The 22686-nt window shown below is 66.9% G+C and carries 22 protein-coding genes and 1 tRNA gene; 15 read left to right on the forward strand and 8 right to left on the reverse strand.

All coding sequences use genetic code 11. From position 1 onward, the window contains the following. Positions 1-29: 29 nt before the first annotated feature. Together S2M10_RS20615 and S2M10_RS20620 are read left to right on the forward strand one after the other, a co-directional pair. Positions 30-308: a hypothetical protein gene (locus S2M10_RS20615; RefSeq protein ID WP_168847739.1), complete on the forward strand. Its 279-nt coding sequence runs from the start codon at positions 30-32 to the stop codon at positions 306-308. Positions 309-403: 95 nt separating this feature from the next. Further along, the gene (locus S2M10_RS20620; RefSeq protein ID WP_168847740.1) at positions 404-667 is read left to right on the forward strand and encodes a hypothetical protein; all 264 of its coding nucleotides are present in this window, start codon (positions 404-406) and stop codon (positions 665-667) included. 46 nt (positions 668-713) lie between these two features. Here S2M10_RS20620 and S2M10_RS20625 read toward each other — a convergent pair whose 3' ends face one another. Continuing rightward, complete coding sequence (locus S2M10_RS20625; protein ID WP_168847741.1) at positions 714-1871, reverse strand: GNAT family N-acetyltransferase; 1158 nt, start codon at positions 1869-1871, stop codon at positions 714-716. Between the two features lie 151 nt (positions 1872-2022). Here S2M10_RS20625 and S2M10_RS20630 point away from each other — a divergent pair, with 151 nt between their 5' ends. Continuing rightward, positions 2023-3129: a fatty acid desaturase gene (locus S2M10_RS20630; protein ID WP_168847742.1), complete on the forward strand. Its 1107-nt coding sequence runs from the start codon at positions 2023-2025 to the stop codon at positions 3127-3129. Positions 3130-3255: 126 nt separating this feature from the next. Continuing rightward, the gene (locus tag S2M10_RS20635) at positions 3256-4050 is read left to right on the forward strand and encodes a polysaccharide deacetylase family protein (protein ID WP_168847743.1); all 795 of its coding nucleotides are present in this window, start codon (positions 3256-3258) and stop codon (positions 4048-4050) included. 54 nt (positions 4051-4104) lie between these two features. On the opposite strand, the gene lptG is transcribed toward S2M10_RS20635, so the two are convergent. Both lptG and lptF read right to left on the reverse strand, forming a co-directional pair. Then, complete coding sequence (lptG, locus tag S2M10_RS20640; protein WP_168847744.1) at positions 4105-5202, reverse strand: LPS export ABC transporter permease LptG; 1098 nt, start codon at positions 5200-5202, stop codon at positions 4105-4107. After that, positions 5199-6410 carry an LPS export ABC transporter permease LptF gene (lptF, locus tag S2M10_RS20645; RefSeq protein WP_211091178.1) on the reverse strand — a complete coding sequence of 404 codons (1212 nt, stop codon included), beginning with the start codon at positions 6408-6410 and terminating at the stop codon, positions 5199-5201. Before lptF ends, lptG begins: the two co-directional genes overlap by 4 nt. Before the next feature lie 191 nt (positions 6411-6601). Here lptF and obgE point away from each other — a divergent pair, with 191 nt between their 5' ends. The 9 genes from obgE (at position 6602) to S2M10_RS20690 (ending at position 16785) form a co-directional block, all read left to right on the forward strand. After that, positions 6602-7657 (forward strand): GTPase ObgE, encoded by a 1056-nt coding sequence (gene obgE / locus S2M10_RS20650; protein WP_168847745.1) that lies wholly within the window; start codon positions 6602-6604, stop codon positions 7655-7657. Positions 7658-7708: 51 nt separating this feature from the next. Continuing rightward, on the forward strand, positions 7709-8449 hold the full coding sequence (locus tag S2M10_RS20655) for a suppressor of fused domain protein (protein WP_168847746.1): 741 nt from the start codon (positions 7709-7711) through the stop codon (positions 8447-8449). 42 nt (positions 8450-8491) lie between these two features. Next, complete coding sequence (proB, locus tag S2M10_RS20660; protein ID WP_168847747.1) at positions 8492-9637, forward strand: glutamate 5-kinase; 1146 nt, start codon at positions 8492-8494, stop codon at positions 9635-9637. Beyond that, positions 9634-10539: an NAD(P)H-binding protein gene (locus S2M10_RS20665; protein ID WP_168847748.1), complete on the forward strand. Its 906-nt coding sequence runs from the start codon at positions 9634-9636 to the stop codon at positions 10537-10539. The genes proB and S2M10_RS20665 overlap by 4 nt, the downstream gene beginning before the upstream one ends. A 35-nt stretch (positions 10540-10574) precedes the next feature. Then, the gene (locus tag S2M10_RS20670) at positions 10575-12125 is read left to right on the forward strand and encodes an HAD-IIIC family phosphatase (protein ID WP_168847749.1); all 1551 of its coding nucleotides are present in this window, start codon (positions 10575-10577) and stop codon (positions 12123-12125) included. An 83-nt stretch (positions 12126-12208) separates the two neighbouring features. Further along, positions 12209-12451 carry an acyl carrier protein gene (locus tag S2M10_RS20675; RefSeq protein WP_066720263.1) on the forward strand — a complete coding sequence of 81 codons (243 nt, stop codon included), beginning with the start codon at positions 12209-12211 and terminating at the stop codon, positions 12449-12451. Between the two features lie 5 nt (positions 12452-12456). Then, a complete protein-coding gene (locus S2M10_RS20680) occupies positions 12457-13659 on the forward strand; it encodes an aminotransferase class I/II-fold pyridoxal phosphate-dependent enzyme (RefSeq protein WP_211091179.1) in 1203 nt (400 codons plus the stop codon). Between the two features lie 45 nt (positions 13660-13704). Beyond that, on the forward strand, positions 13705-15669 hold the full coding sequence (locus S2M10_RS20685; protein ID WP_168847750.1) for an ATP-binding protein: 1965 nt from the start codon (positions 13705-13707) through the stop codon (positions 15667-15669). A 258-nt stretch (positions 15670-15927) separates the two neighbouring features. Next, positions 15928-16785, forward strand: a complete 858-nt coding sequence (locus S2M10_RS20690) for a flagellin (RefSeq protein WP_168847751.1) — start codon at positions 15928-15930, stop codon at positions 16783-16785. A gap of 106 nt (positions 16786-16891) precedes the next feature. Here S2M10_RS20690 and S2M10_RS20695 read toward each other — a convergent pair whose 3' ends face one another. From S2M10_RS20695 to hspQ, 5 genes are all read right to left on the reverse strand, one after another. Further along, positions 16892-17479 (reverse strand): helix-turn-helix domain-containing protein, encoded by a 588-nt coding sequence (locus S2M10_RS20695; RefSeq protein WP_168847752.1) that lies wholly within the window; start codon positions 17477-17479, stop codon positions 16892-16894. Positions 17480-17575: 96 nt separating this feature from the next. Next, positions 17576-18121, reverse strand: coding sequence for a GNAT family N-acetyltransferase (locus S2M10_RS20700; protein ID WP_168847753.1), 546 nt, complete (start codon positions 18119-18121; stop codon positions 17576-17578). A 174-nt stretch (positions 18122-18295) separates the two neighbouring features. Next, positions 18296-18565 carry a 50S ribosomal protein L27 gene (gene rpmA, locus S2M10_RS20705; protein WP_064313800.1) on the reverse strand — a complete coding sequence of 90 codons (270 nt, stop codon included), beginning with the start codon at positions 18563-18565 and terminating at the stop codon, positions 18296-18298. A gap of 30 nt (positions 18566-18595) precedes the next feature. Next, positions 18596-18901 carry a 50S ribosomal protein L21 gene (rplU, locus tag S2M10_RS20710; RefSeq protein ID WP_084580603.1) on the reverse strand — a complete coding sequence of 102 codons (306 nt, stop codon included), beginning with the start codon at positions 18899-18901 and terminating at the stop codon, positions 18596-18598. Between the two features lie 136 nt (positions 18902-19037). Further along, entirely contained in the window at positions 19038-19418 is a 381-nt protein-coding gene (gene hspQ / locus S2M10_RS20715; RefSeq protein WP_168847754.1) for a heat shock protein HspQ, read from the reverse strand. A gap of 215 nt (positions 19419-19633) precedes the next feature. On the opposite strand from hspQ, the gene S2M10_RS20720 reads away from it, so the two are divergent. Beyond that, positions 19634-19723 (forward strand) — tRNA-Ser (locus S2M10_RS20720). 311 nt (positions 19724-20034) lie between these two features. Then, positions 20035-22635, forward strand: coding sequence for a TonB-dependent receptor (locus S2M10_RS20725; RefSeq protein WP_211091180.1), 2601 nt, complete (start codon positions 20035-20037; stop codon positions 22633-22635). Positions 22636-22686: the final 51 nt, after the last annotated feature.

Here is a 22686-nt window from a genome sequence, read left to right on the forward strand (position 1 = left end):
TCGGACCTCGAAGCAGACAGGAACCTGACATGAGCGCAAATCGCACCACCCATATCCTAGGCCTGATTCCTGCCGCCGCGCTGCTCGCAACGATGCTGGCTGCTGCCGCATCGGCTCAGGCCGCGCCGGAGCCGGAGCAGCCCCAGGCCGTCGCGAAGAAGGACCTTCGCACGCTGGACCCGATCGCACGGCGCCATGTCTGGTGCGTCGAACGCAAGGCAAGCGACGGCACGACCAAGAAGATCAAGCAGTGCAAGACCCGCGGCGAGTGGATCCGCGAAGGCAACGATCCCTTCCGCGAATACTGATCGCCCACACCACCCGCTGACATCGCAATACACCACCCAACCCCCGCATCGCGTGCGGCGGAACGATCCCGCACGCCTTTTTCAGGAGAAGAGACATGACCAACGTTGCTCGTACCGCTCGCATCGGCGCCACCCTGTTCGGCGCCTGCGCCCTGATCGCCATCGGCACGGCTCCGGCAAGCGCGGCGCCCGACAAGGAGAAGCGCGTACAGCCCGCGGCAACGACGGAAGCCGGTTCGGTCCGGGTGTGCGTGCAGCAGCAGGCGATCACCGGCTCGCGCATCGCGCCGCCGCGCAAGTGCAAGACGCGCGCTGAATGGATCAAGGAAACCGGCGTCGACCCGCTGGCGACCCGCTGAGTACCGGCGTGCAGCGGGCGGAAGGCCCGCCCGCTGCCACCGTCGGTCAGAGCGGCTTCTGGTAGATCAGATATTCGCGGTTGATCTCGCTTTTGATCGCATCGGCGATCGCGATCATTCCCTGGTTGTCGTCCAGAATCCATCCGATTTCGCCGCGCGTCGCGCCGTATCTGGAGACTGCTGCGCGGCGGATATATTCGATCATCATGAAGGCCAGCTGGCTCGCCATGCGCGAGCTCTGCAGCCGCTTCACCACGCCCATCAGCGGCACGCGCATCGTCCGCGCCTTGGGCCGCTGCAGCCACAGCAGCAGCTTCGCCCAGCCGAACGGAAAGAGCGAACCCTTCAAGGGCTTCAGCGGCTCGTTGAGGTCGGGCAGGGTGACCATGAACGCGACCGGCTCGCCGTCATATTCGGCAATGCGGATCAGATCGTTGAACACCAGCGGCTTCAGCTTCTTGCCGACATCGTCCACCTCGGGCTGGGTGAGCGGCACGAAGCCCCAGTTATCGCCCCAGGCATCGTTGAGGATGGCGAGGATGATCGCCGCTTCCTCGGCGAATTTGGACTTGTCGACTTCCCGGATGCGGATGCGCGCATTCTTCTCGCCCGCGGCGACGATGCGCTGCACGATCGGCGGGAATTCCTTGCTGATGTCCAGTTCATAGGTGACCAGCTTCTTGGCCGGGCCATAGCCCTGCGCCTCGATCCACCCCTGGTAGCGCGCCGGGTGGTGGCCCATCAGCACGGTCGGCGGATGGTCATGGCCCTTCACCAGCAGGCCGGGCTCCTCCCAGATCGACAGGCTCACCGGGCCGAGCGCCTTGGTCATGCCCTTGGCGCGCAGCCAGTCCTCGGCATGGGCGATCACCGCGGCGGCGACGCCGGCATCCTCCGCCTCGAACATGCCCCAGAAACCGGTGCCGGGGCCGAAGCCCTGCTCGGGCGGCATCTGCAGCGCCAGCGTGTCGATATGCGCCGAGATGCGGCCGACGACCTTGCCCCCGCGCTCGGCGAGGAACAGCTGGCCCTCGGCATGGCTGAACCAGCCATTCTTGCTTGGGCTGATCGTTCCCGCCACTTCATCGCGCAGCGGCGCGACCCAGTTCGGATCGTCGCCGTTCAGGCGATAGGCAAGCTCGATAAACGCCTTGATATCGGCCTTGCCCGAAACGGGCCGGACCTTGAGATCGGCACTAGCCACACGGAATTCCCCAGAAATTCTTGATACGGCGCAATGCAGTCTTGCGTCCGAGGGCGCCTGTCAAGTGAACAGCGTGCAGTGCGACGAGACGCCCCCTCAATGCCCTGTAATGCCACCTTGTAGCCACTATCTAAGGCCAATGGCAGTACCCATGACCCAATCGCTAGCCTTCGATCATCCGGATACCCCGGACGCCGAAATCTCGGCGACGATCGCGCGCATCCGCCTTTCGGGCGTGCCCGACGACCGCGCGATGCTGCGCGCCGCCGCGGAGCTGACCCGCGATCTCCACACGCCCAACAAGGCGATGTACTGGACCGACTGCTTCCTTTCGGCGGCGGTTGGCTATGCCGGCATGGCGACCGCGATGTTCGCGGCCTCGCCCTGGGTGGCGGTGATCGGCGGCATCGTCGCGGTGCTCGCGCTGTACCGCGCCGAGCTGTTCATCCATGAGATCACGCATCTCAAGCATGCGCTGCTGCCGGGCTTCCGCACCGCGTGGAACATGTTCGTGGGCGTGCCGCTGCTGCTGCCGTCCTTCATGTATGAGGGCATCCACACGATCCACCATGCCCGTACCCGCTACGGCACCGATCAGGATCCCGAATATCTGCCGCTCGCGCGGATGAAGCCGTGGACGCTGCCGCTGTTCCTGCTGGTCTCGGTGCTGATGCCGATCGGCCTGCTGATCCGCTTCGCGGTGCTTGCGCCGCTGTCGCTCTTCTCCCCCAAGCTGCGCCGCCTCGTCGTAGCGCGCTATTCCGGGCTGCAGATCAACCCGGCGTTCGAGCGCCGCGCGCCCGAAGGCGCGTTCCGCCGCCAGTGGTTCTGGCAGGAACTGGGCGCGAGCATCTTCGCGATCACCCTGATCGGCGTCACCGTGGTGGGCATCCTGCCGCTGCGCGCCTTCCTGGCGTATATTGCGATCATCGCCTGCTCGGCGGTGATCAACCAGGTCCGCACGCTGGTCGCGCATCTGTGGGAGAATGAAGGCGAGCCGCTGACCGTGACTGCCCAGTATCTCGACAGCGTCAATGTGCCGGGGCCGGGCGTGCTGCCCTATCTCTGGGCGCCGGTGGGCCTGCGCTACCACGCGCTGCACCATCTGCTGCCGGCGGTGCCCTATCACGCGCTGGGCGAGGCACATCGCCGCCTGGCTGCCGCGGTGGGCCCGGACTCGGCCTATCACAAGGCCAATTATCCGACGCTCTCCGGGCTGGTGGTGAAGCTGGCACAGGGCACGCTGCGCCAGCGCTAATCGCGGGTTGGGTTAGCAGAACAGGGCCGGACACCGGGCGGTGCGCCGGCCCTTTCTTTTGATACCGCTATCTTGCCTCGTCCGAACCCGGCGCTAGGCTGATCATCGAGACACGGGGAGAGGATGATGCGAGCGATGTTCCTGCGGGCGACGGCGCTTTGCGCGCTGGTCGCCGCCACGCCGCCGGCGACGGCGCAAACCCGCTGGCCGAACGGCGCCAAGGCGGCGGTGGTGCTCACCTATGACGATGCGCTGCCCTCCCAGCTGGATCATGTCGTCCCCGCGCTGGATGCGGAGGGGTTCAAGGGAACCTTCTTCCTTGCCAACGTCCAGCAGGCGCATGTCGAGCGTTGGCGCGGCGTGGCGGCGGATGGACACGAACTCGCCAACCACACCATCTTTCATCCCTGCAGCAAGGCCAGCTATCCGGCCGACCCGCGCTTCGTAAGCGAGGCCTATACCCCGGCCAGCATGCTGCGCGAGATCGAGCAGCAGAACGTCTTGCTGCGGGCGCTGGACGGCAAGACCCGCCACGGCCTCGCAACGCCGTGCGGGCAGAGCCAAGCGGGCGGCATCGATTATCTGGAGGATCTCCGAAAGGCGAACCTGGTCACCTATGTGCGCGGCGTGTTCTATACGCCGGCGGATGCCCGCGCCAACGTGGCCAAGGTGGATCCGATGCGGCTTCCGGCACGCGGCTTTGGCGAGGGCGCGGTGGCCGAGGACATGATCGCCTTTGTGGAGGAGGCCGAGCGGGGCGGCGGTTGGGCGGTATTGCTGTTCCACGGCGTTGGCGGGGACTATCTGGCGGTGCCGGACGCCGAGCACCGCAAGTTCGTCGCCTGGCTGGCGGCGCATCGCGGCGAGGTCTGGGTAACCACGCTGCAAGGGGCGCTCGATTGGGCGAAGGCGAATCCTTGAGCACAGGCGCCTGGAGCGTTTCAACCATGGGCAAAAACGCGCGCCCCGAATAGCCTATTCCTCGGTCCGCAGCAGCACCGCCTCGCCGATCATCAGGAACAGGAGGAAGGGCGCCCAGGCGGCTAGGAAGGGCGGGTAGGCGCCGAGATTGCCCATCGCCAGCGCAAAATTGTCCGCGACGAAATAGAGGAAGCCCAACGCCATCCCGATCACCACACGCACGAACAGCTTGCCCGAGCGCGCCAGTCCGAAAGCCGATACGCCGCCCAGCAGCGGCATCAGGAAGGCCGAAAGCGGGCCCGACAGCTTGTGCCACAGCGAGCCTTCCAGCGCCTTGGTAGGACGCCCGGCCGCCTTGAGCTCGTCAATGGCGACGCGCAGCTCGGCGAAGGAGCTGGAATTGGGATCGACATGGGCAAGCGTGAACTGGTCGGGCCGGACGCCCTCGCCGATGATGGCGGCGCCTACCGGCGTCAGCGTGCCGGCGGCGATGTCGAAGCGCTTCACGCCGTCGACGCGCCAGGCGTTGCCGGCGCGCACGCCGTGCCGGGCCGTGAGGATGGACGTGAGCGAGCCCCGCGTGCGCTGATAGACGGTGATGTCGTATAGATGCGCGGCTTCGCCCTTGCCCTTGATCTGCTGGACGTTGATCAGGTTGCCGCTGGCCTGCACCCACACGTTCGCGCGATCGCCGCGATCGACCGGGAGCGGCGCAAATTCCACTTTCTTCCACTGCTCCAGCGTCGCGGTGGCGCGGCTGACGATGCGGTCGTTGAAGGCGAAGGACAGGCCTGCGACGATCAGGCCCGACAGCATCAGCGGCGCGAGTACCTGGTGCGCCGAAAGCCCGCCGGACTTGAGCGCGATGATCTCGCTGTTCTGGTTGAGCTGGGCGAGCGTGAAGATCGCCCCGCCCAGCACCGAATAAGGCAGGAAGGTGGACACGATCTGCGGCACGCGCAGGGTGACGTAACGCCAGATTTCAGCATTGCCGTTGCCCGGATGGGCCAGAATCGAGGCGGATTCGGTCAGCAGGTCCAGCGATGTCAGCACCAGCACCAGCGCGCCGAGCAGCGCGAAGGTGCGGAACACGAACAGTCGCGCCATGTACAGCGAGATGGTGGGCGAGGGGAACAGACCGCGCAGGTTCATCGGGCGGCCTCCGCCTTGCGGCGCCGTCGCCTGCTGCCCGGCAGCAATCGCCCGATCAGCTTGGCAGTCTTGGCGAAGCCGCGCTCCAGCGCGCCGATCGGCTGCCCGCCGGGGACATAGGCGACGGTATAGTACATCCAGAAGGTAAGCCCCGCGAAGATCGAAAAGGGTACCCACAAGGCGATGATCGGATCCACCAGCCCCAGGCTGCCCACGCCCTGCGCATATTCGTTCACCTTGTGATAGGTGACGATCATCAGGATCGACAGGAACACGCCGAGCATCGAGGTGGAGCGCTTGGGCGGGATCGCCAGCGCCACCGCCAGCATCGGCAGCAGGAACATCGTCGTCACTTCCGCCATGCGATAGTGGAAGGCCGAGCGGCTGGTCTCGCGGTCGATCTCCGGCGCCGAACGATTGCGGCCGATCACCGCCAGCTCGGGCAGGGTGCGCTCGATATTGCTGTCGCCGCGCTTGCGGAACTGCTCATATTTGGGGAGCGGAATCGGCAGATTGTGGGTGGTGAAGGTCAGCACCCGCGGCACCGGCGAACTCTTGTCGTAATGGACCAGGGTGCCGTTGGTGAGGCGGAAGATGATCGTGTCGGGATCGTCGGCGCGGAGGAACTGGCCCTTTTGCGCGGTCACCGCCACGGGCGTTCCGTCCTTGTTGGTCATCTCGACGAAGATGCCGCGCAGGTCGCGGCCCTCGTCCTGGCTCGATTCGATCCGCAGCGTCATCTTCGAGCCGAAGCTGGTGAATTCGCCGACCTTGATCGAGGCGCCGAGCGCGCCCGAACGCAGCTCGAAGCGGAGCTGTTCGTAATTGTAGCGCGAGGTGGGCTGGACGAAGCCGACGATCGCGAAGTTCACCGCCGCCAGCACGATCGCGTACATGTACGGCACGCGCAGCAGGCGGGTGTAGCTGACGCCGACTGCGCGCAGCACGTCGAGCTCCGACGAGGTGGCGAGCCGGCGGAAGGCGAGCAGCACGCCGAGCATCAGCCCGATCGGGATGCCGAGGCCGAGATATTCGGGCAGCAGGTTGGCGAGCATGCGCCACACCACGCTCACCGGCCCACCCTCGGTCGCGACGAACTCGAAGAGCCGCAGCATGCGATCGAGCACGAGCAGCATCGCGGAGATGATCAGAGTGGAGACCAGCGGCACCGCGATCAGCCGCGCCATGTAGCGATCGATCGAATTCATGCTGTTCGCTGAACGTCCTTCAGAGCCTGGATCCTTGCGCTCACGTAACGGGAAACGGGCGGAACCGATCCGCTCGCGTATAGCCGTGCTGAACGCCGATGCCACCCGGAAAGTGGCATGCGGAGAACGGCTTTTGCGGGTCCGATACCGCCGGGGGTGACGGAATCGCGGCGAACGTATATGGGCCCGCGATGCATTTCCTCGATCAAGCCAAGATTTTCGTCCGTTCGGGTGCCGGCGGACCCGGTGCCGTGAGCTTCCGCCGCGAGAAGTTCATCGAATATGGCGGTCCCGATGGCGGCAACGGCGGCAAGGGCGGCGACATCGTCTTCGAGGCGGTCGCCGGCCTGAATACCCTGATCGACTTCCGCTACACCCAGCACTTCCGCGCGCCCCGCGGCGGCGGCGGAGCGGGCTCGAACCGCACGGGTCCCGGCGGTGACGATCTGGTGATCAAGGTGCCGATCGGCACCCAGATCCTCGCCGACGACGACGAGCGCACGCTGCTGGCCGATCTCACCAAGGAAGGGGAGCGCATCGTCTTCCTGCGCGGCGGCGACGGCGGCCGCGGCAACGCAACCTACAAGACCTCGACCAACCGCGCGCCGCGCCAGCACGGCACCGGCTGGCCGAGCGAGGAGGCCTGGGTCTGGCTGCGGCTCAAGCTGCTCGCGGATGCCGGGCTGGTCGGGCTGCCCAATGCCGGCAAGTCGACCTTCATCAACGCGGTGACCAACGCCCAGGCCAAGGTGGGTGCCTACGCCTTCACCACCACCCGGCCGCAGCTGGGCGTGGTGCGGCACAAGCAGCGCGAGTTCGTCGTGGCCGACATTCCCGGCCTGATCGCGGGCGCGGCGGAAGGCGCAGGCATCGGCGATCGCTTCCTCGGCCATATCGAGCGGTGCCGCGTGCTGCTCCACCTGATCGATGCGAACGACGAGGACGTGGCGACCAGCTACCGCATCGTCCGTGACGAGCTGGAAGCCTATGGCGCCGGCCTGTCCGAAAAGCCGGTGGTGATCGCGCTCAACAAGATCGACACGCTCGACGACGAACTGGTCGCCGCATTGTCGGCCGAGCTCGAAGAAGCGAGCGGCGCGCAAGTCATTCCGTTGTCCGGCGCGTCCGGCACCGGCGTAGACTGGGTGCTGGACCAGTTGCTCGAGGCAATCGGCCCGAACGAGAACCGTGCGGCCGACGAAAGCTTCGAAGATGGTGAAGAACCTGTTCAATGGTCGCCGCTCTGACGCATTTCTAGGGCAACGCTTCGCGTCTGATTCCTTGTGGGAGAGACGCGGATGGGTGCGTTCGGCTGGTTACGTGGGCTGTTTGGTGCGAAGGCGCAGGCGGTTGACGGGCCTGCGCCACGCCAAATCGCCAGCGTTGCCGAGCGCTCGGCCGAGGCGCGCGGCCTGTTCTGGTCCGCGCTCGGGCCGGCCAGCGATCGCATTCTCTCCTCGGCGCCCGCAGGATCGCTATGGCCTGGCGGGCACGAGGCCTATCGGCTGATCCATCGCGGCAACGCGATCCTGCTCGCGACCGACGGCCTTTCCGACCCGTTCGACGAAAGCGCCAGCACCAACGGCTTCGAAATCGAGCTCTTTGTCGAGGGGCCGGGCGAGGGCGCGCCCGCCCAGGTCGCCGGCGACGGCTGGATGCTGGAGGTGCTGCGCCGGGTCGCCGCGATTGTCGCCGAGGAGCGTGGCATCCTCCGCCCGCTGGAACGCCACGGACCGATTCCGCTGGAACTCACCAATGTCTCCGCCTCGGCGGCGATCGCCGCGCGACTTCCGGCGCACTTCCTTACCGCCGATGATGTGCTGGGCGTGATGATCGGCGCGCCAGAGCCCGATTTCGACACCCGGATCGGCGACATGCCGCTCAGCCCGGTGCGGGCGGTGCCGGTGGTGCTGCTCACGGCGGCCGAGCTGGGCGAGATCCGCGCCGGCGACAGCGACACGCGCGATGCGGTGCTGGCGCGGCTCAAGGCGAGCGGGGTCGGCCATTGCAGCGACCTGCACCGCGAATCCATCGTCTGACCCGCTTGGCAGATGCAGGACCGGATCGCTAAGAGCGCGGCCATGTCCGCGCCCGCCCGCCATGCCGACGCCATCGGTTTCCGCCCTTCGACCTGCGGCCGGCTGGTCGTGAAGGTGGGATCCTCGCTGCTCGTCGACTCCGAGGGGCAGATCCGCCGCGATTGGCTGGCGGCGCTTGCCGCCGATCTCGGCGCCCGGGCGCGCGAGGGACAGCAGCTCGTCATCGTCTCCTCGGGCGCGATCGCGCTCGGCGCACGGCGGCTCAAGCTGCCCAAGGGCGGCCGGGCGAGCCTGGAGGATGCGCAGGCAGCGGCGGCCACCGGCCAGATCGCGCTCTCCAGCATCTGGGCCGAGCTGCTCCACGATCAGGGCATGACCGCCGCGCAGATGCTGGTGACGCTGGACGATCTCGAGGACCGGCGGCGCTACCTCAACGTCTCCGCGACGCTCGATCGGCTGCTGCGGCTGGGCGTGGTGCCGGTGATCAACGAGAATGATTCGGTCGCCACCGAGGAAATCCGCTTCGGCGACAACGACCGGCTGGCCGCGCGCGTGGCCAGCGCCGCCAATGCCGACGGCGTGGTGCTGCTGTCGGACGTGGACGGTCTGTACACCGCCAACCCGAACACCAATGCCGATGCGCAACTGATCGAGCTGGTCGATGTGATCGACGAGCGGATCGAGGCGATGGCCGATCGCGGGTCCGGCTCGGGCATGGGCTCGGGGGGCATGGTCTCGAAGATCGAGGCGGCGCGAATCGCGACGAGCGCGGGCGCGCACCTCGCCATCGCCGATGGGCGGGTCGACCATCCGCTGGCGCGGCTGGCGGCGACGCGACGGGGAACGCTGTTCCTCGGCCAGAAGGGCGCGGCAGCGCGCAAGGCCTGGCTGCGCGGCGGGCTCACCGCCAAGGGCGCGATTCACATCGACGAGGGCGCCGCGCAGGCACTGAAGGAAGGTCGCAGCCTGCTGGCCGCCGGTGCCACCCGCGTCGAGGGGCGCTTCGCGCGCGGAGATCTCGTCGTGGTCGTGGGTCCGGACGGCAGGCATCTCGCCCGCGGGCTGGCCGAATATGGCCATGTCGACGCCTCCCGCATCGTCGGTCGGCGGAGCGAGGAACTGGTCGAGATCCTCGGCTATGCCCCCCGGTCGGCGTTGGTCCATCGCAGCCACATGGCGCTGCTGTGAGCGTGTTTGCTGTTACCGGGGGCACCGGCTTCGTCGGATCGCGGCTGATCGACCTTGCGCTGGAAGCAGGGCATCAGGTCCGCGCGCTCACCCGTCGCGATCAGCCGGCGCGCGGCGGCGTGACCTGGGTGCGCGGCGATCTCGACGCGACGGCCGCACTGGTGGAGCTGTGCAACGGCGCCGATGCGGTGATCCACGTCGCGGGCGTGGTCAATGCGCCCGATCGCGCGGGCTTCGCGCACGGCAACATCACCGGCACCGCCAACATGCTCGCCGCGACCAAAAGCGCGGGGGTGCGGCGCTACGTCCATGTTTCCTCGCTCGCCAGCCGCGAGCCGCAGCTTTCCGCCTATGGCTGGTCGAAGGGAGAGGCGGACAAGCTGGTTCGGGCATCCGGGCTCGACTGGACGATCGTCCGTCCGCCCGCGATCTACGGCCCGGGCGACCTGGAGATGCTGGAGCTGTTCCGCGTCGCCCGTTTCGGGTTGGCGCTGCTGCCGCCGGGCGGCCGCATCTCGGTGATCGAGGTAAGCGATCTCGGCCGTCTGCTGCTCGCGCTTGCCGCCGCGGATCGTTTCCCCGGCGAGATCGACCCGGATGACGGGCGGGGAGGGGGCTGGACGCATCCGGATTTCGCCCACGCCATCGGCCGGGCGGTTGGGCGGCGCGTGCTGGCGCTGTCGCTGCCCAGGGCGGTGCTGATGGCGGGTGCCTATGTCGACCGGGCGCTGCGCGGCAAGCGCGCGAAGCTCACGCCGGATCGCGTGTCCTATTTCTGCCACCCCGACTGGGTGGCCGATCCGGCGCACCGGGCGCCCGCAAATCTCTGGACGCCGCAGGTGGAGACCGAGGCCGGGCTGGCGGAGACCGCGCGCTGGTATCGCGCCAAGGGCCTGCTCTGAGTCCGGCCGCCGCTTAACCATCCTATAAAAGGGGCATGTGGACCGCCCCGATCAAGCTCATCCTCTGGGACCTCGACGATACGCTGTGGCGGGGCACGCTCGCCGATGGCGATGCCGTCGCGCTGTTCGAGCAGCGCGCGGAGATGCTGCGCGCCTTCAACGCGCGCGGCGTGGTCTCTTCGATCTGCTCGAAGAACGATTTCGATGCGGCGCGGGCGCAGCTGGAAGCGTTCGGGCTTTGGGACGAGTTCGTCTTTCCGCACATCGCCTTCACGCCCAAGGCCGAGGCGATCCGCGGAATCATCGCCGACATGCAGTTGCGGCCCGTCAACGTCCTTTTCATCGACGACAACCCGCACAATCTCGCCGAAGTGCGCCACGCGCTGCCGGAGATCCAGACGCTGGATGCGACCGCCGCCGACGCCGACGACCAGCTTGCCGGCCTGCTCGCGCTCCAGACCGGCGCGCGCAGCCGCGTCGGCGAGTACCGCATCCTGGAAGCCAAGAAGCGTGACCGCAGTGCTTTGTCGGGCCAGTCCAACGAGGCGTTCCTGCGCGCCTCGGGGCTTTGCGCCTGCGCCCCGTTTCTGATGGACAATCTCGAGTTCGTGCCGCGCATCGCCGAACTGATCAACCGGGCCAACCAGCTCAACTATACCCAGTCGCGGGTCGACCCCGCCCAGCTTGAGCGCGACATCATCAACGTCACCCGGCACGACAGCTGGTCGGTCTTCGCCTGGGACAAATATGGCCGTTACGGGCTGGTCGGCTTCGTCATGTACGACAGGGTCGAGCAGCGCCTCGTGCATTTCACCTTCTCGTGCCGCGCGATGCACATGGGGCTGGAGGAATTTGCGCTGAACAAGATCCGGGTGTACTGGCCCGGCGCCGATTTCAGCGCGCTCGATGGCCGGTTCAGCCGGGTGACGCCCGACTGGATCGAGGATCACGGCTTCGACGAGGCCGCGGTGCGCGCCGCGATCCGCGCCGAACTGTCGGCCCAGCCCGCGATCGATCCCGGCATCCGCATCATGTTCGATTGTCAGTCGGGCGGGATCGCGCATTACAGCCGCTATCGACCCGCCATCGATTTCGACAATAATCCGCGGCTGTTCGCGCTGCCGATGATGGAGGACGACAGCTACAGGGCGCAGCATTTCCCGCCCTTCCTCGTCTATGGCGCCACTATCGATTATCTGGACAATCGCTGGCCGGGGAAGTGGCACCTGCTGGAACGCGGCGTCTATCAGAAATGCGTGCTGCGGTTGTGCATCCACCTGATCGAGAACGACCTGCGCATGCTGGTGGTGCTGCCACCCGAGGATGCGCCGATCGAGAAGTACCGGCTGGGCCTCAATCATTCGCCCGAGCGCTGCCGGCTGTTCAACGCGATCTGGCGGCAGGTGGCACGCGAAAACCCGGGTCGCATCTTCCTCCTCGACATTGCCGATCTGCTCGACGGCGAGGACGAGATGGCTGATGTGACCCATTTCCACCCCGGCCTGCTGCAGAAGATCGCCGGGCAGATGGACATGTGGGTCCATGGCGTGCTCACCGGTGGCATCGGCGAAGCGGCGGCCGCCTGACCTTTGGGGCACTGCCCCGCCACGGGCCCGGTTTCGCCGCATTCGCTTGGCACCTGCAACCGATACCACTAAGGACCGGCCGCATGACTGACCGTGCAGAAATCTTCGACATCGTCGCCGCGCAGATCGAACCCTTCAACAAGAAGGGCGTCGCGCTTTCCGAAACCACCACCTTCGCCGGCGATCTCGAATGGGACAGCCTGACGGTGATGGATTTCGTCGCCGCGATCGAGGACGAGTTCGACATCGTCATCACCATGAACATGCAGGCCGAGATCGAGAATGTCGGCCAGCTGGTCGATGCCGTGCAGAAGCTCAAGGGCTGACCGCCATGACCGACCTGATGAGCAAGTTCGACGGCCTGATCGCCGAGCGCCAGGCGCTGCTCGACAGCGGCGTGATCGATCCGTTCGCGATCGTGATGGAGCAGGTCAAATCGCCGACCGAGGCGGTGATCAAGGGCAAGGACACCATCCTGCTCGGCACCTACAACTATATGGGCATGACGTTCGATCCGGACGTGATCCAGGCCGGCAAGGACGCGCTCGACCAGTTCGGCTCGGGCACCAATGGCAGCCGCATGCTCAACGGCACTTTCCGCGACCATATGGAAGTCGAGCAGGCGCTGCGCGACTTCTACGGCGTGTCGGGCGCGATCGTGTTCTCCACCGGCTATATGGCCAATCTGGGCATGCTCTCGACGCTGGCCGGCAAGGGCGAGTATATCATCCTCGACGCCGACAGCCACGCCTCGATCTATGACGGCTGCAAGCAGGGCAATGCCGAGATCGTCCGTTTCCGCCACAATGACGTGACCGATCTCGACAAGCGCCTCGGCCGCCTGCCGGCCGAAGCGGGCAAGCTGGTGGTGCTGGAGGGCGTCTATTCGATGCTCGGCGACATCGCGCCGCTGAAAGAGATGGTCGCCGTCGCCAAGAAGCACGGCGCGATGGTGCTGGTCGACGAAGCGCATTCGATGGGCTTTTTCGGCCCCAATGGCCGCGGCGTGTACGAGGACCAGGGGCTCGAAGCGGACGTCGATTTCGTCGTCGGCACCTTCTCCAAATCGGTCGGCACCGTCGGCGGCTTCTGCATCTCGAATCACCCCAAGTTCGAGGCGATCCGGCTGGCCTGCCGCCCCTATATCTTCACCGCCTCGCTGCCCCCCAGCGTGGTGGCGACCGCGGCGACCTCTATCCGCAAGCTGATGACCGCGCACGAGAAGCGCGCCCGGCTGTGGGAAAACGCCCGCGCGCTGCACGGCGGCCTCACCGAAATGGGCTTCAAGCTCGGCACCGAAAAGCCGGAAAGCGCGATCGTCGCGGTAATCCTGGAGGACCAGGAACAGGCGGTAATGATGTGGCAGGCGCTGCTGGAGAACGGCCTGTACGTCAACATGGCGCGCCCGCCGGCGACTCCGGCCGGCACTTTCCTGCTGCGTTGCTCGCTCTGCGCCGAGCACCGCCCCGAGCAGATCGAGCGGGTGCTGGGCATGTTCCGCGCGGCCGGCCAGGCCGTCGGGGTGATTGCCTAAGCGGCCCTTTTCACGGTCGATCCAAGCGCCTAGAGTCGGGGCTGGATGAGCGAAGCGATCCCGTCTCTGGACCGTTCGGTTCGCGCCAAGAACTGGCGCCTCGTGCTGCTGGGTGCACTGGCGGTCGCCGGCGTGCTCGTGCTCGGCGCGCTGATCCTGATCCAGCAGCGCACCGATCTGGAGCGCGATCGCGCCATTGCACTCCAGCAGCACAGTTTCGAAGTGATCCTGCGTGCCAACCAGCTGTCGGGCGGCATCGCTTCGGCAGAGGCGGCGCTTGGCCGATACGTGGTCAGCGCGGACCGCAATCTCGGCCAGCAATATGCCGATCAATGGGGCAAGGCGGGCGAACAGCTCCAGCGCCTGCGCCAGCTGACCGGCGACAATCCGACGCTGTTCGCGCAGGTCCGGCAGCTCCAGCGGGCCTTTGCCGAGCGCGGCAAGGAGCTGGACGCCACTGCGCTCTATACCACCTTCAAGCGCAACAGCGACGCGTTCGGCGCCTATTATCAGGTCCGCGAAAGCCCGGCGCGCAAGCAGGTGGAGGCGATCCTCGACGATATCGTCGAGCAGGAACGCCGCCTGTTGCGCAACCGCACCCTGGCTGCGGCGCAATTGATCGAGAACAGCAGCTATGCCTCGCGCGTGCTCAGCGGCTTCGGTCTGGTGATCGCGCTGGGCGCGGTCATCTTCGGCTGGCTGGCGATCGAGGCGCAGGGCGACCGCGCGCTCGCGGATGCCGATGCCGCCTGGGAACGCGAGCGCGCCGGTCAGCTGCGGGAGGCGGTCGCCGCCGCCACCGCCCAGCTGCGCGAGGAAGCGCGGGAGCGCGAGGGCGCCGAGGCCAAGCTGCGCCAGGCGCAGAAGATGGACGCGGTGGGCCAGCTGACCGGCGGCATTGCGCATGATTTCAACAATATGCTGGCGGTCGTGCTGGGCGGCGTGGAACTGGCGCGCCGCCAGATCCATAGCGACCCCCAGGAGGCGGCGCGTCACCTCGACAATGCGATGGAGGGCGCCCACCGCGCCGCCGCGCTCACCCGCCAGTTGCTCGCCTTTTCGCGCTCCGAATCGCTCGCGCCCGAGGCGGTGGATGCCGGAGCCTTGATTCGCGGCATGCGCGATCTGCTCGATCGTACGCTGGGCGACGCGATTCGCGTCGAGGCGCAGGATCGCGGGATGGGGTGGCGAATCTGGGTCGATCGGCACCAGCTGGAGAATGCGGTGCTGAACCTCGCGGTCAACGCGCGCGACGCGATGAACGGACGCGGCGCGCTGGTGATCGTCACCGGCGAAGCGCGGCTGGAGGCCAACGAAGTTGGGCAGTGCGCGGCCGGTGACTATGTTTCGGTCGCGGTGCGCGATACCGGCTGCGGGATGACGCCCCAGGTGCTGGAGCGCGTGTTCGAACCCTTCTTCACCACCAAGCCGGTGGGCAAGGGGACCGGGTTGGGGCTCAGCCAGATTTTCGGCTTCGTTCGCCAGTCCGGCGGAGGCATCGCCATCGAGACGGCGCCGGACGAGGGGACCACCGTGACTCTCTACCTGCCGCGCTACAAGGGCGCGGTCACCGGCGCGCCGTCGGCGCCGGCGAAGATCGACCTGGCCGAGGACAAGAACGGCGATGCCTATGACATCCTTGTCGTCGAGGACGATCCCCGCGTTCTCGCGGCAACCCTGGCGGCATTGCACGAACTCGGGCACCGCGCAGTCGGCTGCGCCGATCCGTTGACCGCGCCGACCGCGATCGAGGCGATGGCCGCGCTCGATCTGATCATGACCGACGTGCTGATGCCGGGCCAGACCGGACCGGAGATGATCGCGGCGGTCGAGGCGCAGCTGCGCGGTGCGGCGGTGCTGTTCGTTACCGGCTTCACGGGCGAGGCCAGTCCCGAGCAACTGCGCGACCGCCCGGTGCTGCGCAAGCCGTTCACCGTGGCGGCCTTGTCCCGGGCGGTGCGCGAAGCGGTGGCCGGCGAGGCGAAGCGGGTGGCGCAGGCAGCAGAATAACAGCGACGGTAAATATCCGCGCGGGTGCAGCATTGCGGCCGCGGCGCCGTGGTCGAGCGATGTCGCCGCCGTCCGATCCGGGTCATCGTGGCCGGGCTCCGTTAAGGCAAAAGTAACCAAGTAAAAATCTTGGCATAAAGAACATGATAAGGATTGATCGTCCAAAGGGGGCGGGCAGGACGCAACAGCGCCTTGTCTATGATCGGCAGTTTCGACCTTGGCCGCAGAAGCGGCTATAGTTCCAAGAAGGAAGTTCCAATGGCATTTTCGGTTAACACGAACGTCGGCGCAATGGCGGCTCTCCAGAGCCTGACCTCGACCCAGAAGGACCTGGCCACCACCCAGAGCCGCATCAACACCGGCATGGCGGTGTCCTCGACCAAGGACGACTCGGCACAGTACACGATCGCGCAGGGCCTCCGTGGCGACCTGGGCGGCCTCAAGGCGGTTTCGTCGTCGCTCAGCCGCGCCAAGAGCGTGACCGACGTCGCCGTTGCCGGCGCCGAGCAGATCTCCGACATCGTGAACCAGATGAAGGCGAAGGCCACGCAGGCGGCCGACGCGGGCATCGACACCTCGACCCGTGACGCGCTGAACAAGGACTTCACCGCGCTGCGCGACCAGATCACCACGATCGTCAACGCGTCGGACTTCAACGGCACGAACCTGCTGAAGGCTTCGGGCGGCACCGTGACCGCGCTGCAGTCGCTGCAGGACTCGGACACGACCTCGGCCACCACCTGGAACCCGGACTCGCTCAGCGTTGCGAACCAGGGCCTCGACCTTGGCGGCTCGACGATCACCGTCGCTTCGACCGGCAACATCAGCTCGCAGGCCGATGCGCAGGCGATGGTCGACACGCTGACCACCACCCAGTCGAACCTGAAGACCACGCTCAGCACGCTCGGTGCGGCTTCGCGCAAGATCGACGCGCAGTCGACCTTCACCAGCAAGCTGTCGGACGTGATCGACGGCGGCATCGGCAACCTTGTCGACGCCGACCTGGCGAAGGAATCTGCGCGCCTGCAGGCCCTGCAGGTCAAGCAGCAGCTCGGTGTTCAGGCTCTGTCGATCGCCAACCAGGCGCCGCAGACGATCACGTCGCTGTTCCGCTAATAGCCCAAGGCCCCAACCCTGGGGGGCCAAAGGCTTGCAAGGAGGTCGGGATGGTATGCCATCCCGGCCTCTTTTCGTTTGGCGGGCGCGTGCCGCGACCGCGCCGCTATGTGGCGGAGTCGATCCGCTGACGCAGCATCGCCGCCGCCAGCGCGCGCGCCTGGTCGCGCGGCAGGCCGAGCGCCCGCGCCATCGGCGCCCCGAGCAGCGCGTCGCCCAGCGCCATCAGCGTCAGCTGCAGCGTCTCCTCGCGCAGCGGCGCGCGCGCGTCCTGGCCCTCGCTGATCCGGTCGACCAGGCGATGGATCGCCTCGAGAATGGGGTCCAGCGCGTCCCGGTTGCCGGTGAGCAGCATCCAGCTGGCCAGCGCGCCCGCGCCCTCACGACCAAAGGCATCGAAGGTCAGGTCCACGACCTCGCGCAGATTATGATCCCCGCTGCGGGCGCGCAGCACGGCCTCGCCGATCTTGGCGGTCACCGCATCCGCCATGCTCGCCGCCAGCGCCTTTTGCAGGCCGGCGGCCGAGCCGAAATGGTGAAGCAGATTGGCATGGGTGCGGCCGATCCGCGCGGCCACCGCCTTGAGCGTGACCGCCTGCGGGCCGTCCTCGATCAGCAGCGTTCGCGCGGCTTCCAACGCGGCATCGCGCGATTCTTCCGGGGAGAGGCGCCGGCGCGCCGCCGTGCTCGTCAACGTGTGGGCCTTGTGTCCATTGGTTGACGGCTTAGTCGAGCTTGGCGGGCGGGGGAAGCGGCCTCCCCGGCCATGCCGGGGAGGTGGAGAGCCGATTTACGCCGCGAGCCGGGGCTCCGGACCCTGTCTGCAATCCTCGGCTTCCAGTTCCAGCTCGAACCGCGCGCAGGCGACTTCGCCGTTGCGACCCTTGGACCACATCGGCTCCACCCGTCCGGTCGGCCGAAAGCCGAGCTTGCGCAGCACACGGCCGGAAGCGGGATTGTCGACAAAGTGGCCGGAGGTGACGCGCCGGATGCCTGCCGCGCGGGCCGCGGCCAGCACGCCGCGCGCCGCCTCGGTCGCATAGCCCTTGCCCCAGGCGCCGGGTGTGAACCAGTAGCCGAGCTCATGCGTCTCGTTGCCGGCCGGATCGATACCGACGCAGCCGATCAGTGCCACCGCGCCCGCCTGATGCTCGAACACCAGGAAGCGCGTGTCGGTCCAATGCGCAAGGAAGGTCTCGGCCGCTTCGATCGAATAGGGCCAGGGCGCGCGCGACAGGTTGCGCACGACGGCCTCATGGTCGATCGCCCGGGCAAGGGCGGGGGCGTCCTCGGGCCAGCCGGGACGTAACGTGAGTCTTTGGGTCCGCACGAACATGACCACTCTCCTCGGTCCTGCGGCTTCTCTGCGCACGCCACTATGGCATGGCTGTTTCGCCGCGGTGTCAGGGGAGCAATAAAAAAGGGAGACCGGGGCGACCCGTCTCCCTTTTTGCGTTGGTTCATCCGAACCCGGGTCGCCCTGGTGGGCAACCCGTACGGTCGCCCGATGTTACTCGGCCGCCTCGGCAATCATGTCTACGGAGCAGAACTTGCGACCAAGCTTGCCTTCCTTGAACGACACGCGGCCTTCGACGAGCGCGAAAAGGGTATGGTCCTTGCCCATGCCCACGTTCACGCCCGGGTAGAATTTGGTGCCGCGCTGACGCACGAGGATGTTGCCGGCGAGAACCGTCTCGCCGCCGAACTTCTTTACGCCAAGACGGCGGCCAGCAGAGTCGCGACCGTTGCGGGACGAGCCGCCTGCCTTCTTATGTGCCATTGTCTATACTCCTCGAGTCTCGTCAGTCGCTTACTGGGCCGCGCCGATGGCAGTGATCTTGAGGATCGTGTGCTGCTGGCGATGGCCGTTCTTGCGGCGATAGTTGTGACGACGACGCTTCTTGAAGACGATGACCTTCTCGCCCTTCGCCTGCGCGACGATTTCGGCAGAAACGGTCAGGCCGTCGGTAGCCTTCAGCTCGCCGCCTTCGCCGGCCAGCAGGACGTCGCCCAGCGTCACCGACGAACCGGCTTCGCCGTCGAGCTTCTCGACGACGATCTTGTCTCCCGCGGCAACGCGATACTGCTTGCCGCCCGTGCGCACGATAGCGAACATCGGTCTCTTCTCTGGTTCAAATGCATGTGCCCGCCAAGGTTGCACCTCGGCAGGAGGAAGGGCGCAGCTATGCGATGGGGGCGGGATTGTCAACCGTTCCGCAAGACGAAACTGCGATTTTCCGAGTCACCCGCGCTCAGTGGCGATGATTCGGCTTCAACCGGTAGCGACCCGCCGCGAAGCTGTCGAAAAGCCCGCTGATTCCGGGATGGTCGACCGGCTCGTCGCTGTCGTCGGCCACCAGATTCTGCTGGCTGACATAGGCGATATAGGTCGACTCGGCATTTTCGGCGAGCAGATGGTAGAAGGGCTGGTCCTTGGCCGGCCGCATGTCGACGGGGATCGAATCATACCATTCGTCGGTGTTCGCAAAGACCGGGTCTACGTCGAAGATCACGCCGCGGAAATCGAGCAGGCGGTGGCGGACGACGTCGCCGATGGCGAAGCGCGCGCTGGCGATCGGCGGCACCGGGGTGCCGGAGTCGATGGAAAGAAGCGAGCCGTTGGTTTCTGACATGGCATCAATCTAGGGGTGCGGCGTCGGTACGGCAACGGTGCCGCGCCGCCGCGATCCCGATACGGGAAGTCGCGTCCTGCAGCAGGGCGATGCCGGCACCCCGAAAAAACTTGAAGCTTGCCGCTTGCGGGCCCCAAAGCTTTGCGCTAGTGGCCGCGCCTCACAGCGACCGGTACGCGGTTCGGGCCATCCCGAAGGTGCGTATCCTCCCATGCGGAGAGGTGCCGGAGTGGTCGATCGGGGCGGTCTCGAAAACCGTTGTGCGGGTAACCGTACCGAGGGTTCGAATCCCTCCCTCTCCGCCATTGGGCTTCCGAGGCCACGCCCCAGCGCCTCGCAAGAACGCCAAACATGGCTCAGCGGAACAGGTCGCGCACTTCCTCTATCGCGCGTACGCGCCGGTCCAACTCGCCATCGGTAGCGAACGGGGATGGCGTGACCCGCAGCACCAGCCGAGGCACGTCGCCGATGCGATCCGCCCGATAGCGGCGCTTCCCGCCAATCTCCGAAATTCCCGACGTCCGCTCAATACATAGCCCCGGACTTGACGTACCCCCCTCGGCGCTTCACAGGCGCGGTGATACAACATATCATCATACGTTGAAGGGGGTCCTTGGTGAATCTTTCTGCGCGTCGTGCGGCCTTCCTGATTCCCGCGGCACTCTCCATGCCGGCCTTCGCGCAGGAGCGCGCAGCGGCCGAGGAAGCCGAAGGCGACGCGATCATCGTCACCGGCAGCCGCTTTGGCGGGCGCAGCGCGACCCGATCGGCGACCCCGGTCGATGCGATCGGGCGCGAGCAGTTGCAGCAGAGCGGCCGTGTCGACCTGATTCAGCAGCTGAAGGTGACGGTGCCCAGCCTCACCACGCCGCGCCCGCTGGGATCGGGCGTGGGCGACTATCTCGTCCCGCCATCGCTGCGCGGGCTGGGGCCGGGCGAGGTGCTGGTGCTGGTCAACGGCAAGCGCCGGCATACCGCGAGTGACCTCAACACCAGCAACGGCATCGGGCGGGGTGACGTGTCGGTCGACTTCAACGCCATTCCGTCCTTTGCGCTGGCCCGGGCCGAGGTGCTGCGGGACGGTGCCTCGGCGCAATATGGATCCGATGCGATCTCGGGGGTGATCAACCTGATCCTCGATCGCTCGGTGGGCACCCGCGCGCAGGCGACGGGCGGGATCACGACGCGCGGGGACGGCGCCTATGGCGAGGCGAGCATCTCGTCCGGCATCCGCGTCGCCGATACGGGCGTGTTGCGGCTGACCGCTTCGTACCAGCAGCGCGAAGGCACCAGCCGCGCCCGGCCGGATACGCGGCAACAATATTTCGGTACGAATGCCGCCGGTCGGCCGACCGTGATTTCGGGGAACTATGGCTCGGGGACCGGGCTGACCCCGTCGAGCGGCACGCTGGACCCACGCGAAGCGACGATCGACCGCGACGTGTTCCGCTTCGGCGACCAGCCCAGCACCAATGTCCAGCTCTTCGCCAATTTCGCCGCGCCGGCGTCGGATCAGGTCGAGGTCTATGCGTTCGGGGGCTATAGCCGGCTGGACGGCGACATCGAATATTTCTTCCGCCGGGCAGGGCAGGACGAGACGATCCGCGCGCTCAACCCCGACGGATATCGCCCGGCCCTCGATTCCGGGATCGAGAATCTCTCGGTGGCGATGGGGCTGCGCAGCGAGGCGCTCGCCGGCTTCGGCTGGGATCTCTCCACCGTCTACGGCGTGAACACGCAGGACCTGTACTACGACAACAGCGTCAACGTCTCCTATGGTGCTGCCACGCCGCGCCGCTTCTACCGCCTGGGCTCGGATTTCTACCAGTGGACCAGCAACCTTGACCTTACCCGCGAGATCCCGCTCGGCGACGCCGATCCCCTGAAGCTCGCGGGCGGACTGGAATATCGCGAGGAGACCTATCGCCTGTTCTCCGGAGACCCTGCCGGGTACAGCAATGGCGGGGTGCCGATCCTCGACGGGCCCAATGCCGGCCGCCCCGCGATCATCGGCGCGCAGCCGGGCCCCAGCAACGGCCCCGACGATCGGGCGTCGCTCGGCCGGCATAGCTGGGCGATCTACGGCGATGCCGAGAAGACGCTGTTCGGCCGGCTGCTTCTCCAGGGCACCGTGCGCCACGAACGCTATTCCGATTTCGGCGACACGACCAACTTCAAGGTCGCCGGGCGGCTGGGGCTGGTCGGCGGGCTGGCGGCGCGCGCCTCGTACAATACCGGTTTCCGTGCCCCGGCGCTCGCCCAGGCGGGGTACAATGCGTCCAACACGCTGATCCTAAACGGGCAACAGGCGATCGTTCGCGTCGCCGCGGTCGACAGCGCGGCCGCCCGCCTGGCGGGTGCGACCGATCTCAAGCCGGAGACGTCGCGCAATCTCTCCGCGGGGCTGGTGCTGGAAGCCGGCGCGCTGACCGCGACTCTCGACGCCTACCAGATCCAGGTGCGCGACCGGATCGCGATCTCGTCGACGTTCCAGGACGCGCGGCTGACCGCGTTCCTCGCTGCCGGCGGGCAGGGCAATTTCAGCGCAATTTCGTTTCTGACCAATGCCGTCGATACCAAGACCCGCGGGGTGGATGTGGTGCTGCACTATCGCACCCGGCTCGCCGGGGGCGTGCTCAGCGGCACGCTGGCCGGCAACTACAACAAGACGAGCTTCGACCGGATTGCCGGCACCCCCGCGCCGCTCGCCGCGCTGGGCCTGACCACGCCGCTGTTCGACCTGACGCAGCAGCTGCGCTTCTCGGACAGCCTTCCGCGGACCAAGGCGACGCTCGATCTCACCTATACGCGCGGCCCGTTCGCCGTCTCGCTCACCAACACACGCTATGGCGAGGTTTCCACCGTGGCGCTGACCAATCGTACGCCTGCCCAGATCGCGGCGCTGGTCCCCGGCTATGACGTGCGGCTGGTGCCGGTTTCGTCCACCAGCGCCAATGCGGATATCATCCAGCGTTTCGGCGCAGAGCTGCTGACCGATCTCGAGCTCTCCTGGCAGGCGACGCGGACGCTGCGGCTCAGCGCCGGTGCCCAGAATCTGTTCGATGTCTATCCCGACGAGAACATCGCCTCCTCGGTCGCGTCGGTGGCGGTGGGGACCAATGGTGCCGACAATGCGGGTACGCAGCCCTATAACGCGATCTCGCCGTTCGGCTTCAACGGGCGGACGATATTCGTGCGGCTCGGTCTCGGCTTCTGAGCCGCAGTCGACCGGCAGGGTCCGGTGCCCGCACCCGTACTTTGTTCTTGC

Source organism: Sphingomonas sp. S2M10 (assembly GCF_012650175.1).
GTDB lineage: Bacteria > Pseudomonadota > Alphaproteobacteria > Sphingomonadales > Sphingomonadaceae > Sphingomonas.

Excerpts from the sequence above, each read along its gene's own strand:
- S2M10_RS20615 (WP_168847739.1), top strand. The coding sequence starts at position 30 with ATGAGCGCAAATCGCACCACCCATATCCTAGGCCTGATTCCTGCCGCC.
- S2M10_RS20620 (WP_168847740.1), top strand. The coding sequence starts at position 404 with ATGACCAACGTTGCTCGTACCGCTCGCATCGGCGCCACCCTGTTCGGC.
- S2M10_RS20630 (WP_168847742.1), top strand. The coding sequence starts at position 2,023 with ATGACCCAATCGCTAGCCTTCGATCATCCGGATACCCCGGACGCCGAA.
- S2M10_RS20635 (WP_168847743.1), top strand. The coding sequence starts at position 3,256 with ATGCGAGCGATGTTCCTGCGGGCGACGGCGCTTTGCGCGCTGGTCGCC.
- lptG (WP_168847744.1), bottom strand. The coding sequence starts at position 5,202 with ATGAACCTGCGCGGTCTGTTCCCCTCGCCCACCATCTCGCTGTACATG.
- lptF (WP_211091178.1), bottom strand. The coding sequence starts at position 6,410 with ATGAATTCGATCGATCGCTACATGGCGCGGCTGATCGCGGTGCCGCTG.
- obgE (WP_168847745.1), top strand. The coding sequence starts at position 6,602 with ATGCATTTCCTCGATCAAGCCAAGATTTTCGTCCGTTCGGGTGCCGGC.
- S2M10_RS20655 (WP_168847746.1), top strand. The coding sequence starts at position 7,709 with ATGGGTGCGTTCGGCTGGTTACGTGGGCTGTTTGGTGCGAAGGCGCAG.
- proB (WP_168847747.1), top strand. The coding sequence starts at position 8,492 with ATGTCCGCGCCCGCCCGCCATGCCGACGCCATCGGTTTCCGCCCTTCG.
- S2M10_RS20670 (WP_168847749.1), top strand. The coding sequence starts at position 10,575 with ATGTGGACCGCCCCGATCAAGCTCATCCTCTGGGACCTCGACGATACG.
- S2M10_RS20675 (WP_066720263.1), top strand. The coding sequence starts at position 12,209 with ATGACTGACCGTGCAGAAATCTTCGACATCGTCGCCGCGCAGATCGAA.
- S2M10_RS20680 (WP_211091179.1), top strand. The coding sequence starts at position 12,457 with ATGACCGACCTGATGAGCAAGTTCGACGGCCTGATCGCCGAGCGCCAG.
- S2M10_RS20685 (WP_168847750.1), top strand. The coding sequence starts at position 13,705 with ATGAGCGAAGCGATCCCGTCTCTGGACCGTTCGGTTCGCGCCAAGAAC.
- S2M10_RS20690 (WP_168847751.1), top strand. The coding sequence starts at position 15,928 with ATGGCATTTTCGGTTAACACGAACGTCGGCGCAATGGCGGCTCTCCAG.
- S2M10_RS20700 (WP_168847753.1), bottom strand. The coding sequence starts at position 18,121 with ATGTTCGTGCGGACCCAAAGACTCACGTTACGTCCCGGCTGGCCCGAG.
- rpmA (WP_064313800.1), bottom strand. The coding sequence starts at position 18,565 with ATGGCACATAAGAAGGCAGGCGGCTCGTCCCGCAACGGTCGCGACTCT.
- rplU (WP_084580603.1), bottom strand. The coding sequence starts at position 18,901 with ATGTTCGCTATCGTGCGCACGGGCGGCAAGCAGTATCGCGTTGCCGCG.
- hspQ (WP_168847754.1), bottom strand. The coding sequence starts at position 19,418 with ATGTCAGAAACCAACGGCTCGCTTCTTTCCATCGACTCCGGCACCCCG.